This is a genomic window from Shewanella carassii (assembly GCF_019670705.1).
Lineage (GTDB): Bacteria > Pseudomonadota > Gammaproteobacteria > Enterobacterales > Shewanellaceae > Shewanella > Shewanella carassii.
Map to the genome: position 1 here is coordinate 4,045,816 of NZ_AP024618.1, position 13,302 is coordinate 4,059,117.

9 protein-coding genes and 4 tRNA genes are annotated in these 13,302 nt (G+C 50.4%); 7 read left to right on the forward strand and 6 right to left on the reverse strand.

Annotated elements, in window-relative coordinates:
* Genes K5621_RS18075 through K5621_RS18095 form a run of 5 tightly spaced genes read left to right on the forward strand, consistent with a single transcriptional unit; the run spans position 1 to position 6,078 of the window.
* On the forward strand, positions 1 to 1,383 hold the full coding sequence (locus K5621_RS18075) for an HlyD family type I secretion periplasmic adaptor subunit (RefSeq protein WP_100143453.1): 1,383 nt from the start codon (positions 1 to 3) through the stop codon (positions 1,381 to 1,383).
* A gap of 33 nt (positions 1,384 to 1,416) precedes the next feature.
* Positions 1,417 to 2,820: a TolC family outer membrane protein gene (locus K5621_RS18080; protein ID WP_100143452.1), complete on the forward strand. Its 1,404-nt coding sequence runs from the start codon at positions 1,417 to 1,419 to the stop codon at positions 2,818 to 2,820.
* The gene (locus tag K5621_RS18085; RefSeq protein WP_221049953.1) at positions 2,820 to 3,425 is read left to right on the forward strand and encodes an OmpA family protein; all 606 of its coding nucleotides are present in this window, start codon (positions 2,820 to 2,822) and stop codon (positions 3,423 to 3,425) included. Before K5621_RS18080 ends, K5621_RS18085 begins: the two co-directional genes overlap by 1 nt.
* 17 nt (positions 3,426 to 3,442) lie before the next feature.
* Positions 3,443 to 4,150 (forward strand): transglutaminase-like cysteine peptidase, encoded by a 708-nt coding sequence (locus K5621_RS18090; RefSeq protein WP_100143450.1) that lies wholly within the window; start codon positions 3,443 to 3,445, stop codon positions 4,148 to 4,150.
* An 8-nt stretch (positions 4,151 to 4,158) separates the two neighbouring features.
* Positions 4,159 to 6,078, forward strand: a complete 1,920-nt coding sequence (locus K5621_RS18095) for a bifunctional diguanylate cyclase/phosphodiesterase (RefSeq protein ID WP_221049954.1) — start codon at positions 4,159 to 4,161, stop codon at positions 6,076 to 6,078.
* Between the two features lie 159 nt (positions 6,079 to 6,237).
* On the opposite strand, the gene K5621_RS18100 is transcribed toward K5621_RS18095, so the two are convergent.
* The 4 genes from K5621_RS18100 to K5621_RS18115 all read right to left on the reverse strand — a co-directional run bounded on the left by K5621_RS18100 (position 6,238) and on the right by K5621_RS18115 (position 6,761).
* Positions 6,238 to 6,314: transfer RNA gene (locus K5621_RS18100), tRNA-Pro, on the reverse strand.
* A gap of 146 nt (positions 6,315 to 6,460) precedes the next feature.
* Positions 6,461 to 6,537 (reverse strand) — tRNA-Pro (locus K5621_RS18105).
* A gap of 34 nt (positions 6,538 to 6,571) precedes the next feature.
* A tRNA-His gene (locus K5621_RS18110) sits at positions 6,572 to 6,647 on the reverse strand.
* Positions 6,648 to 6,684: 37 nt separating this feature from the next.
* Positions 6,685 to 6,761, reverse strand: a tRNA-Arg gene (locus K5621_RS18115).
* A 221-nt stretch (positions 6,762 to 6,982) separates the two neighbouring features.
* Here K5621_RS18115 and K5621_RS18120 point away from each other — a divergent pair.
* Complete coding sequence (locus tag K5621_RS18120; RefSeq protein ID WP_221049955.1) at positions 6,983 to 9,637, forward strand: sensor domain-containing phosphodiesterase; 2,655 nt, start codon at positions 6,983 to 6,985, stop codon at positions 9,635 to 9,637.
* Between the two features lie 27 nt (positions 9,638 to 9,664).
* On the opposite strand, the gene rep is transcribed toward K5621_RS18120, so the two are convergent.
* Positions 9,665 to 11,677 (reverse strand): DNA helicase Rep, encoded by a 2,013-nt coding sequence (gene rep / locus K5621_RS18125; RefSeq protein ID WP_221049956.1) that lies wholly within the window; start codon positions 11,675 to 11,677, stop codon positions 9,665 to 9,667.
* Positions 11,678 to 11,939: 262 nt separating this feature from the next.
* Between rep and ubiK the strand changes: the two genes are divergently transcribed.
* Complete coding sequence (gene ubiK / locus K5621_RS18130; protein WP_221049957.1) at positions 11,940 to 12,194, forward strand: ubiquinone biosynthesis accessory factor UbiK; 255 nt, start codon at positions 11,940 to 11,942, stop codon at positions 12,192 to 12,194.
* 64 nt (positions 12,195 to 12,258) lie between these two features.
* Here ubiK and K5621_RS18135 read toward each other — a convergent pair whose 3' ends face one another.
* A complete protein-coding gene (locus K5621_RS18135) occupies positions 12,259 to 13,224 on the reverse strand; it encodes a DUF3187 family protein (RefSeq protein WP_100143447.1) in 966 nt (321 codons plus the stop codon).
* Between the last annotated feature and the right edge of the window lie 78 nt (positions 13,225 to 13,302).

Sequence of the window (13,302 nt, forward strand, 5' to 3'; positions counted from 1 at the left end):
ATGAGCAAGCACCTGACTTCTGATGACTTGGAAATGGTAGATGATGTCTACGGCGCCATGATGACAGATGCTCCCACCAGCCACAGATTGATCATCTGGTCGCTGGCAGCCATGATGCTCTGCTTCCTCACTTGGGCCTATTTCGCCTCCCTCGACCGAGTCACCAAGGGCACGGGTAAAGTGATCCCCTCTTCCCAGGTACAGGTCATCCAAAGCCTGGATGGCGGCATTTTGAAAGAGATGTACGTTCAAGAAGGTATGCTGGTCAAACAGGGGGAGCCCCTGGTACGCATAGACGATACCCGTTTCCGTTCCGATGCCGCCCAGCAAGAACAAGAGGTCTATAGCCTGCAGGCCAATGTTATTCGCCTGCAGGCCGAGCTGAACAGCATCTTCATCTCAGACATGACCAACGACTGGCGCGAACAGCTAAAGATCACCAAGATCCCGCTGGTATTTCCTGCCGAGCTGACAGAAAAAGAACCTGAACTGGTCAAGCGCCAACAGGATGAATACGCCGGCCGTCTGGATAATCTCAGCAACCAGGTGGAGATCCAAGCCAGGCAAATCCAGCAGCGGCAGCAGGAAACCGAAGAGTTAACCTCAAAAATCGGCACCCTCAGCACCAGTTATCGCTTGGTCAGCCGCGAGCTGGAGCTGACCAAACCTTTGGCACAAAAAGGCATAGTGCCCGAAGTGGAACTCTTGAAGCTGGAACGCACGGTTAACGATATTCAAGGCGAACTAGCTACCCTCAGGGTGATGCGTCCCAAGCTCAAGGCCAACATGGATGAAGCCATTCTCAAACGCCGGGAAGCCGTATTGGTTTATGCCGCCGACTCCCGCGCACAACTGAACGAAATGCAGGCCAAGCTGGCAAGAATGAATGAGGCCCAGGTAGGCACCAAGGATAAAGTCAGCAAGGCCGTCATCACCTCCCCGGTGAATGGAACTATCAAAACCATAAATATCAACACATTAGGCGGGGTTGTTCAGCCAGGTATCGATATTATGGAGATAGTTCCTTCCGAAGACCAACTGCTGATCGAAACACGAATTTTGCCAAAGGATATCGCCTTCCTGCATCCGGGACTGCCCGCCATAGTTAAGGTGACCGCCTATGATTTTACTCGTTACGGTGGGTTGAAAGGCACAGTGGAACAGATAAGTGCAGACACCACTCAGGATGAAGAAGGCAACAGCTTTTATTTGGTAAAAGTGCGGACCGAAGAGTCCAGTTTAATTAAAGACGATGGCACTGAGATGCCCATTATTCCCGGCATGTTGACCTCTGTTGACGTAATTACCGGGAAAAGAACTGTCCTTGAGTACATACTTAATCCCATTCTAAGGGCCAAAGAAACAGCGTTAAGAGAACGCTAGGCTCAAAGTCACAATAAACCTGGAGGGTTTAGCATGAACAAGAAAGTTACTCGGCTGGTGAAACCCAGTGCCTTGGCACTGGCGATTACCGGGCTGATGTTGCCCACGGCAGGGTTTAGTCAGACCCTGGAACAAGCCGTAGCGCAAACATTGGATACCAACCCGGAACTACGGCTCGCCTTTAACCGCTTCAAGGCTCGAGAAGAACAGGTAAACCAGGCCATAGCCGGTTACATGCCAACGGTAGATATTACCGGTGGCTACGGCTATGAATACACAGACAGTCCGGCCACTCGGCGTCGTTTGGCCGGCACCACGGATGATGAAATTGAACTCAAACGGGGTGAATTTGGCGTCAGTATCAAGCAGATGTTGTTCGATGGCTTCTTTACCAGCAGTGAAGTCGACAGATACAGCTTCGAAGCCAGTGCCGATCAATGGGCGCTGTTTGCCGCTGCCGAAGATATGGCGCTGGATGTTGCCAAGGTCTATATCAACTATATACGTACCGAGCAGGTATTGACACTGGCCGAGAAGAACCTCAAGAGCCACCAGGATATCTACGAACAGATCAAGCAACGTACTGATTCGGGCCTGGGTTCTACGGCGGATCTGTCGCAAATCACGGGGCGCCTGGCCCGCGCCAACGCCAACGTGGTATCGGCACGCAATAACTTCCTCGATGCCAAGAGTCAGTTTTTCCGTATCACCCATCAGCAACCGGAAGACCTGATAGTACCGGTTCCGGATGCCGATATGTTACCGGCAGACATAGACTCCAGCATCAAGATGGCCCAGGAGCACCATCCCATTCTCAAATCGGCCGCCAGTGATATCCGCGCCGCCGAATATGAGAAGTCTTCGGCTCAATCCAACTACTACCCCAAGATCACTCTGGAAGTAGAAGGTAACATGAACAACGACCTAGACGGTGAAGACGGTTATAGCCGGATCGCCAGCCAAAATGTCGGTGGTTACAACAATGACATTCTGGCTATGGTCAGGGTTCGTTACAATCTGTTTGCCGGTGGCCGCGACTTAGCTCGCGAGAAAGAGGCCAGCTACAAGATAGGTGAAGCGAAAGAGATCCGTGAGCGAGCCTATCGTGAAGTGGTTGAAGGTGCCAACCTCGCCTGGAACGCTTACGAGTTCCTGGGGCCACAGAAGCAATACATTCGCGATCATGTCATTGCCGCCAAGGACACTCAAGTCGCCTACTCACAGCAATTTAACCTGGGTCAGCGTACCCTGCTCGACTTGCTGGATACCGAGAACGAGCTGTTTGAAGCCAGAAAAGACTATCTGACCGCCGAGTATGATGAAGTGATTGCCAAATACCGCGTACTCAATGCCACAGGTCAACTACTCGACTCGCTTAGAGTCACTCGCCCCGATGTATGGAAAGGGGAGCGTGAATATGAAGGAGGAGTTAAATAATGAAACTCTTTATCACTCTGCTTAGCGTCGCCATACTGGCGGGCTGCTCAATGCGTGACACAGTTTCCATGGATCAGCCGACGGCTCAGGTCAACGACCTCAACGATCACGACAGAGACGGTGTTATCGAGGCCCGTGAGCGCTGCTCAGGTACCGTGGAAGGGGCCAACATTGATAACTACGGCTGTGGTAAGATCAAGCCTATCAATGAACGTTCCGAGTTGAAAATACTCTTTGCCAACGACTCCTTCTACATAGATCCTCAGTACTATGATCAAATTGGTGTCATTGCAGACTTTATGAAGCAATACCCCAGCACCAAGGTGACTATTGAAGGACACTGTAGCCGTACCGGCAGCTATGAGCATAACCTCGAGCTGTCACAGAATCGGGCAAACGCCGTAACCAAGGTACTTGAAGATCAATTCGGCATTACTGCCGATAGACTGACCGCCATAGGTTACAGTTACGATAGACCGGTAGATCCAACAGATACGCAACTGGCCCACAAGCGTAACCGCCGAGTGATCGCCGAAGTAACAGGCGAAGACACTATGGCCGATATGAAGTGGAACATCTACACTGTGGATCAAGAAGCGAAATAGGACCTTGATATCCCCATATGACAGGCAGGCTCAATCAGTATTCACTGCTCCGAAGGGTCTGCCATTATACAGTACTGGCATCGACTCTGGCCGTGTCATGCCTGTACGCTGCATCAACCCAACGACTCGATGCCAACAGCATTACCAGAACAATGGAATCTCACTATGGTGAGCGGGCTGGCCTCAGAGCCAGAGCCTGGTTCAAAATACTGGACGAGGCGCAAGGGTTGGACGATATGGGGAAAATCACCAAGGTAAACAACTTCTTTAACCTGTTTCGCTTTGTAGATGATAGCAAACTCTGGGGGATGGCTAACTACTGGGCCACCCCTTTAGAGTTTATCGGAGTAAATGGCGGTGACTGTGAAGACTTCTCCATTGCCAAATACTTCACTCTGCTGCAGTTGGGCATACCTGAAGACAAGATGCGCATCACCATGGTTAAGGCAACCAGTGTTAATCAGTACCATATGGTACTGGCCTATTATGAGACGCCCTCCTCTGTTCCACTCATTTTGGACAACCTGGATCGCGAGCTCAAACCGGCAACGCAACGCAGAGACCTGATCCCTGTGTACAGCTTTAACGGTAAACAATTGTGGCTGAACAAAGAGAAAGGACGCGGTGTATTGGCAGGCTCATCCGCTCGCTTAGAAAAGTGGAATGACCTGAGACACAGATTAGGGGCTGATCGCTTACGTCAGCCAAAATTAAAACTGGAGTAGCTACAGCAATGACACTGTTTCGACAGATATACTCGTTACTGTTTGGGCTGTTTCTCTTGGTTGTCGCCAGTGTGGGCTATGTACAATTCAATGAGACCCAGAACTTTCTGACTGAGCAGATGGAATCCGACCTTAATAATGTCAGCCACTCTTTAGGCTTGATGTTGGTTCCATCGTTGGAAGCCGGAGATCTCGCCACCGTAGAAACCATGGTCAATGTCATTTTCGAAGGTGGCTATTACCAAGAGGTTAAACTCACCTGGTTGGTCGACGGAAAACAGCAAACCTGGAATAACAATATCCGCATCGAAGATGTACCCCAATGGTTTATCGATCTGGGGATCTTCACTCCATTACGTAAGGAAAGCACCATCACTTCGGGTTGGTTGCAGTTGGCCAAGCTGGAAATTACTGCACACCCCGGGTTTGGCTACCACGAGTTATGGCGCATTATGAGCCATACCCTAATAGCCTTTTCAATCCTATTTTTGATTGCCATTCTGTTTGCACGCCTCGGTCTAACCTGGATCCTCAGTCCACTACACTCTATTGCCGAACATGCCAAGAGCATTGCCAAACGGGAATTCGGACCGGATATGCCGCTGCCCAAAACTCTGGAACTCAGAGATGTTGTCAACGCCTTCAACAGCATGTCGGCCCAACTGAAAAAAATCTTCAGTTCCTTGGACGAAGAAGTCACCGCGCTGCGTAAGAAGAACCTGATCGATCAGGTATCCAACTTACCCAACCGCCAGTATATGATGGGCCGAATAGGTGGTTGGCTCGGCGAACCCGGCAGCGGCGCCCTGATGATGGCCAAGTTTGACTGGCTAGAAGAAGTCCACAGTAAATATGGTTATCAAGTAAGAGACGAAACCATCAAGCTGCTCTCGGAAAAACTGCAGCATGAACTGGGCGAAATCAGTGAATCTGTTATAGCTCGCATTGCCGCCTATGAATTCGCTTTCCTGGTTACCAATGTCGAGCGTGAACAGCTGAGTAAGTACCTGCAAACTCTGATCCGCACCATCAATCAGGAAATGGTCAAGGCGGGTTGCAAACCCAATGAAGACTACGCCATAGGTATTGCCGAGCGCATAGGACAGATGAACAGCTCTGAACTACTGGCACGCTCGGACAACGCCCTGCAAATCGCCCTCAAGGAAGGCAAGGTATATCACTGGTTAGAGACCAATGAGCAGCAGTTGTTCAGCCGCGAACAATGGCGCGACAAGCTTACCGAAGCAATTAACCGTAAGCAGTTCCGTTTCCGTTGGCAGCCAGTGCACTATCAGGACTCTGACAACGTACTGCAGCGGGAGCTTTTCTGTCAGCTGCAGATAGCTGACAAACTGGTACACGCCGGCCAGTTCATGCCCTATGTCGAGCTATTGTCCTTGGGTAGCCTGCTCGACCGCTGCCTGATTGAAAAGATCAGCGAAGATGAGTTGTTGGAGAAAAATGCCGAAGCTATTGCGGTTAACCTTACCCATCACAGCATCAGCGATCCCAAGTTCCACGAATGGCTTAATCACTTCCTGCGCAACAGTCGCCATGCAAGCCGGTTGGCCTTTGAATTACCGGAAGCCGCCATCTATACCGATATCGATGCCTGCCAGGCGCTGTGTACCGTTATCCGCGACAATGGCGCCAGCATAGGGATAGACCACTTCGGCCGTCAGTTCGGCTCTATGTCTTATCTGCAAAGCCTGCGGCCGGCTTACGTCAAGCTGGACCAATCCTTCGCACAATATGATGAAAACCAGCACAACAGCGAACTGTGCCGGGCACTGGTGAACGTGGCCCGAGGACTGGAAATCGATGTGATAGTCACAGGTATTCAGGAGAAGGGTCAGTTGGAGCGCTTTACGCCACTCAAGACCCAAGCATACCAAGGCTTTATTTCACCGCCGGTGAATGTGGAGTAACTTGATTTAAGGCTCCGTTGTGGAGCCTTTCTCTTATCCTAAGCGGTTAGAGATAGAGAAGTTCCAAAACACTTACGCACTTAGGATGAAGACAGGAAGGCTTTGAGTGTTAAAAACACCAACAAAAAAGCCCCTGATTTCTCAGGGGCTTAAATGTTTTGGTCGGTGATAGAGGATTCGAACCTCTGACCCTCTGCTCCCAAAGCAGATGCGCTACCAGGCTGCGCTAATCACCGAAATACTGTATTGCTGGTTACCTTTGCAAATAGAGGGTCACCCTCTGCTCCGCTCTGGTTGCCAAATCGGCATGCGCTACCAAACCGCGCTAATCACCGAAATACTTTCCAGCTGTTACCCGACTTGCAGTCAGATAAATAAAATTTGGTCGGTGATAGAGGATTCGAACCTCTGACCCTCTGCTCCCAAAGCAGATGCGCTACCAGGCTGCGCTAATCACCGTAAGTTTTGAAGCTGATTTGCTTCACGAAAGAAGTGGGGTGACTGATGGGACTTGAACCCACGACAACCGGAATCACAATCCGGGGCTCTACCAACTGAGCTACAATCACCACTGATATTTCTTTCACTGACACAGTCGAATCAAACTGGTGCGCCCAGAAGGATTCGAACCCTCGGCCTCACCCTCCGGAGGGGTGCGCTCTATCCAGCTGAGCTATGGGCGCCCGCCGTATCAGCGCCGCAAATAGTAGGAGGATTTACTCTCCATGTCTACACCTGATTTGCTTTTTTTCGATTGTTTGCTCAAGTTTTGACTCAAACGGTACAACAATTATTCGACACCAGCCAAAAAATTGACTTGGATAATACCGTATTTCATGCTATTCCTATCCTTTGATTGAAAAGCACACAACTATTATATTGCAATTATTCCTTGGCGGGTAACATGTTTAGGGATGACACTCTCCATCGGCATTCGGCTCAGGAACTATCGAGTTTAAAAAAACGGGTCATCAGACTCAAGCACCTGGCTGCCAAGTATAAAAGAGCCGAAGCCACCCAAAACGCACTGCTGGAAATCTCCAATATAGCCAATAAGGCGACCTCAATGGAGAGCTTCTATCAGGGCATGCACCTGCACCTAAAAAAACTCATCCGCGCCGACAATTTTTATATTTCCCTGCTCGATCCCCAGAGAAAAGCTCTGGAGCTGCCTTTTTTTTCCGATGAGAAAGACTCCCACCCATCCGAACTTTATCCGGAACAAGAGCTGTCTGATCTTTTAATGCAGGGCCTCACCGGCTATGTGCTGCGAACCGCCAAGCCCCTGCTTTGTGATGAACGCAAGGCTGAAAAATTAGCCGCCACAGGTGAAATTAAGACACTTGGATCACCTTGCCATCAGTGGTTAGGGGTACCCATCATGCAAAATGGTAATTCCATTGGTGTCTTAGTGGTACAGAGCTATGATCCGGCCAGCTCTTACGGCGAGATGGAGTTTGAATTGATGACCTTCATCAGTCATCACATCGCCGGAGCCATGGAACGGTTAAGACATCATGAACAACTGGAACAAGCCATTTCCCAGAGAACCCAGGAGCTAAGCCAGGCCTACGATAAACTGAAACAGGAGGTCTATGAGAGACGCCGCGCCGAGAGACTACAACAGTCTTTGTTTGAAATAGCCGAACTCTCCTCTTCCAATCTGGATGACAGTGAGTTTTATATCGAGTTGCACCGAGTTCTCAGCCATCTGCTCCCCGCGAGCAACTGTTATATAGCTCTGCTGAATGACACAGCCACCGAATTACGATTTCCCTTCTACGTATCCCAACTAGGCAAACAGCCTCCCAAAAGCCGTCCACTAATGGATGGACTGGTGGAGTACCTGCTCAGATTAAAACGCCCGATATTATTGGGCCAGAGCGATATTCAAACCTTAGTCAAGGTTAAAGAGATTTATAGTAAAGCCCCAGAGCTCAATCATACCCAGAGCATGCACCAGTGGATTGGCGTACCACTGTTTATTCAAGACAGGATTGCTGGCGCCCTGACCATCTATAGTTTCAGCAAGCACCAGAACTATCAGTTCAAGGATCTCGAGCTCTTGACCTTTGTGTCGCAGCATATAGCCACGGCCATCGAACGTAAGCTAGCCACCGAAGCCCTAAAGCGCAGCAACGAGGAACTGGAAGAAAAGATCCTGGAGCGTACCCGTGAATTGGCCAACGCCAACCAAGAATTGCAAAAAGAGATCTCCCAACGTCGTAAGGCTGAGCAACAACTGCTGCACGATGCCAAACACGATGGTCTAACGGGTCTGCCCAATCGACTGATGTTTATGGAACGCTTGAGCCAGGCCGTTAAGCATAACCGCCGCCATGTACAAGATAGGTTTGCCATCCTGTTTATCGACCTTGACCGTTTCAAGTTGATTAACGATACCCTGGGGCATCTGGAAGGCGACAAGTTTCTGGTTGAGACCGCCATCCGCCTCAAGCTTTGTATTCGCGACAACGACACCCTTGCTCGTCTCGGTGGCGATGAGTTTGTGATTTTGCTGGATGGCCTGCGTACGGCCGACGATGCCAAGGAAGTCGCCGAGCGGATCCTCAAAGAACTTTCTCGCCCCTATGAACTGGCCAATAAACAGTTCAACTCCGGCGCCAGTATTGGTATAGCCGTCAGTGGTCATCATAGGGATGACACCAGTGAATCCATTTTGCGAGATGCCGACACTGCCATGTATATGGCAAAGACGCGCGGCAAGGGTTGCTATGTTGTGTTCGATGAGAAATCACATCAGCAACTCATGCAGGATGTGAGTTTGGAAAATGAATTGAGAAACGCACTGGATAGCCAGCACATTCGGCTAAGCTACTTCCCGGTGCAGGATCTCGAGACCGGGCAGCTACAAGCCCTGGATGTACGCCTGTATTGGCCTCATCCACAACACGGTAAAATCAAACAACCACAACTCGCCAATTTGGCAGAGCAGGCCAACTTGCAGCTGGAGTTGGATAGATATGCGATAGAGGCGCTCAACAGTGAACTGCCCAAACTGCAACTGGCCACAGGTACCAAGTTGCATCTGGCCATCTGTAGCCAACACCTTAAGCATAAACATGCGCTGCGCAGTCTGAAAAACAGCCTAAGAAACTGCCGCTTCCCACTTACCGATCTCTGCCTGTTTTTCAACGAACAAGCCTTATCTAGAGATCTGGAAAACCATATCAATGGTTTTGAAGTACTTAAACGCTTGCGGGTCACCCTGGGGATCACCGGCTACGGTAGTGGTTACAGCCCTTTGGTTAGCCTGTCTTTCTTGCCAGTCAATATTTTGAAGCTCGATGCCAGCCTGGTGTCACATCTGCAGAGCCCTCATCATAAACGCTTGCTCAAAGCGATCCACTTGAGTGCCGGCGCACTGGAGCTTGAATTGGTATTGGATGGCGTCAACACTCAAGAACAGAAACAGCAACTGACACAGATAGGCTTTAATGCTGGCCAGGGACAGGCGCTGGGCCATCGTTTGAGCACTACAGACAGTCATAATAACAGCACCGAGAGCATAGATACGACATCCCAGGTTTGTGCCTGAATAGAGCCTTGAAGACGACTCTAACAGTTACTTCTTGAACATATCCCGCAGGTTGGCAATATTGGCCTTGCCGGTTTCCATTCGTTGCTGCTCACTCTGTTGCGGCTTGCGATTTTCCCAGATAAGGTCGTCCTGAGGCAGTTCCATCAAGAAGCGGCTGGGTTCACAGCGCATGGTTTCGCCGAATTGGCGCCGCTCACGGCAGAGCATAAACCACAGCTCTTTCTGAGCCCGGGTGATGCCAACATAAGCCAGACGCCGCTCTTCATCGACATTGTCTTCATCTATGCTGGTTTGATGCGGCAGAATTCGCTCTTCCACCCCCACCATAAACACATAAGGAAACTCCAGTCCCTTGGAGGCGTGCAGCGTCATCAACTGCACCTGATCGCCGCCTTCATCCTCATTGTTTCTTTCCATCATGTCTCTAAGCGTCAGCCTATTGACCACTTCGGGCAGGCTCATGGGCTCATCCAGGTCATCACCGGCCAGCATCTCTGTCACCCAGCGATACAGCTCGGAGATGTTCTTCATCCGCATCTCGGCTGCCTTGGCGCTGGTGCTGGTCTCGTAGAGATAGTCTTCGTAGTTTATCTTGCGGATCAACTGCTTGATGGCATCAACCCCCTCACCGCGTTGAGCAATTTCACCGGTATCGACGATGAAGCGACCAAACTCATACAGTGAGCCCATGGCCGCCGGAGGCAGGTGATGATTCAATTCAGCGTCGAAAATCGCCTCAAACATGGAGATATGTTTCTGGTTGGCGAAATTCCCCAGTTTTTCCAAGGTTGCCGGACCAATTCCGCGCTTAGGGAGGTTGACGATACGCAGAAAGGCGTTATCGTCATCCGGATTCACCACCAAGCGCAGATAGGCCATGATGTCCTTGATTTCGGCTCTGGCAAAGAATGAGGTGCCACCGCTAAGCTTATAGGGAATACGGTTAGTCATCAGCGCCCGCTCCAACAAGCGAGACTGGTGATTTCCCCGATAGAGAATGGCGTATTCACCATAGCTGGTCTTACCCATAAACTTGTGGCGAATGATTTCGGCCACCACCCGCTCCGCTTCCTGCTCTTCATTGGCGGCAAACAGTACCCGCAGCGGCTCGCCATAGGCCAGCTCACTGAACAACGACTTATCATACACATGGGGATTGTTGGCGATCAGAATATTGGCCGCCCGCAATATTCGCTGACTGGAGCGATAGTTTTGTTCCAGCTTAATGAGCTTGAGCTCAGGAAAGTCTTTGCCCAGCAGCACCAGGTTTTGTGGCTTGGCACCACGCCAGGAGTAGATGGACTGGTCATCATCGCCTACCACAGTAAAACGCGCCCGCTCTCCCACCAACAATTTAACCAGTTCATACTGGCTGGTGTTGGTATCCTGATATTCATCCACCAGCAGATAACGGATCTTCGCCTGCCAACGGGCTCTAACATCGGCGTTATGCCGCAGCAATAGGGTCGGCAGCAGGATAAGATCGTCAAAATCCAGTGCATTGTAAGCCTTCATGTGCTGGGCATAACGCTGATACAAAAGTGCAAACAGTTGCTCCTGTTCACCCTTGGCTATCTTGCGGGCATGATCCGGGATCACCAAGCCCCCCTTCCAATTGGAGATCATAGTCGCCAACGCCCGCAGCAGATCTTTATCCTCCTGCAGCTCGTCCTGAGTCAGCTCTTTGAGTAGCGCCAAGGTGTCCTGATCATCGAACAGAGAGAAGCCGGCTTTGAGGCCCAATGTCTTGTGTTCACGCTTGATGATTTCCAACCCCAGAGTATGGAAGGTAGAGATCCACAACCCCCTGGCTTCCTTGCGGCCCATGGATTGAGCCACCCGCTCTTTCATCTCCCGTGCTGCCTTGTTGGTAAAAGTCACAGCGGCGATATGCTTGGCCTGATAACCACACTTCTGCACCAGATGGGCTATCTTGTTGATGATAACCCGGGTTTTGCCACTGCCGGCTCCAGCCAATACCAGGCAGGGACCGGAAACATAATGGACGGCTTCATTCTGGGCAGGATTGAGCTTCATAGGTTATCGATATCTCACACAAGGCAGGTTTAGAGGCTGAGATCATACCAGAATCAGTGCCGGAGGCAGCCCCAAAATCCCCTTAGGGAAGTGCTTCTTGCAAAGGACTAGGGCCATTTGCTGCGAACCACGCCTTGCATCTAGGCCTGTAAACCGACGCAGAGCACACATGGGACTTGTTCGCACCTTCCTTAGGTTAACCTTGGGTTCAGTACGGCCTATAAGTTACAATCAGTTAAAACCTTGCCAGTGGATTAAAGAGATGATCAACCCCAAGAAAATTGAAGAAATAGCCAAACAGCTGAGCGAAAACCTGCCTTCAGGGCTGAAGCAATTTGCCGGTGAGTTTGAGGAACGCAGCAAGCAAGTACTGCAACACCAGTTGCTGAAACTAGATCTGGTCTCCCGGGAAGAGTTTGAAGTACAGCAGCATGTATTGCTCAAGACCCGCGAAAAGCTGGAAGCCCTGCAAGCCAGAGTCGAGGCTCTGGAAGCCAAGGCTGAACAGGCGGAGTAATACATCTCGCCCAAGAATAGATAAGGCCGCTCATGAGCGGCCTTATGTTTTAACACGGCTAAAGTTAGAGCATATGCCGATAGCCCAGAGTAAAGGCGATATCCGTGCTGTTATCCATGTTGAGGAAGTTTTCAATCACAGTAAACTCTATGGCACCGCGATCCAGATAATAACGGTAGCCCAGCAAGGCTTCATTGGAGGCTTCAGAGAAGTCATCATCGGCCTCTGTCATCCCCTCATATCTGTGGTACTCCAGCATCCAACCATGACGACCAACACGATATTCATAGCCCAGGCCAAGCATCAAAGCGTTGGACTCATAGGGCATATCCGACAACACTTCCTCATCCTCACGGAAGCTCAAGCCGAGTGTTGAATGGAAGTTGTGCCGACCGTTGCGATAGCTGTAGTTAAGCTGCAACGCCTGTTCAAAGTTCTCATTGGCAAAAGGGCCCGAACCCACATAGTTGTAATACAGACTGGCCCCAACAGACAGACCATGGTGCTCGTTTTGCAGCAGTTGATACCCCAGGTAGATATTGAAGGCGTTATTCATCGTCTCGCCACCAAAATCACTGAGATTGATATCGTGTTGCTTGGAGTAAATCTGATTCTGATTTCGCGGTTGATGTTCACGCCCATTCTGATCGAAGCCGAAGGCATCGTGAAACCACATGGTCAGCGAATCCAAATGATTATTGCCACTGAAACGCCAAGTGTAGTTGGCATCCAGCATCCAGCGGTCATCGATTTGCCACTTGAGACCCGCAGTCAAAGCGTTGTGATAATAGTCGGCCAGATAATCGTCTGTCTCGGCCCAGACACTGGCCATATTACCGGTCAGATACCACTCTTTTTGCCCCTCGGCCATGGAAAAGCCCGAGCGCAACATAGGAGTCAGACTACTGGACTGCAGGGGAGACTGGGCGTAGACCCGCAGCGGACCATAGTCGTCAAAATCGGCCAGTTCGGCATGCAGGGGCAAACAGAACACAGCCGGCATCCAACAGATTTTGGAAAAGTACTTCATAGGAATCTTCACAGCAGATTGTATAGGCGGTTATTTTAAATGACTGCAGCATTGATTCACACTCATTATAGATGTTTC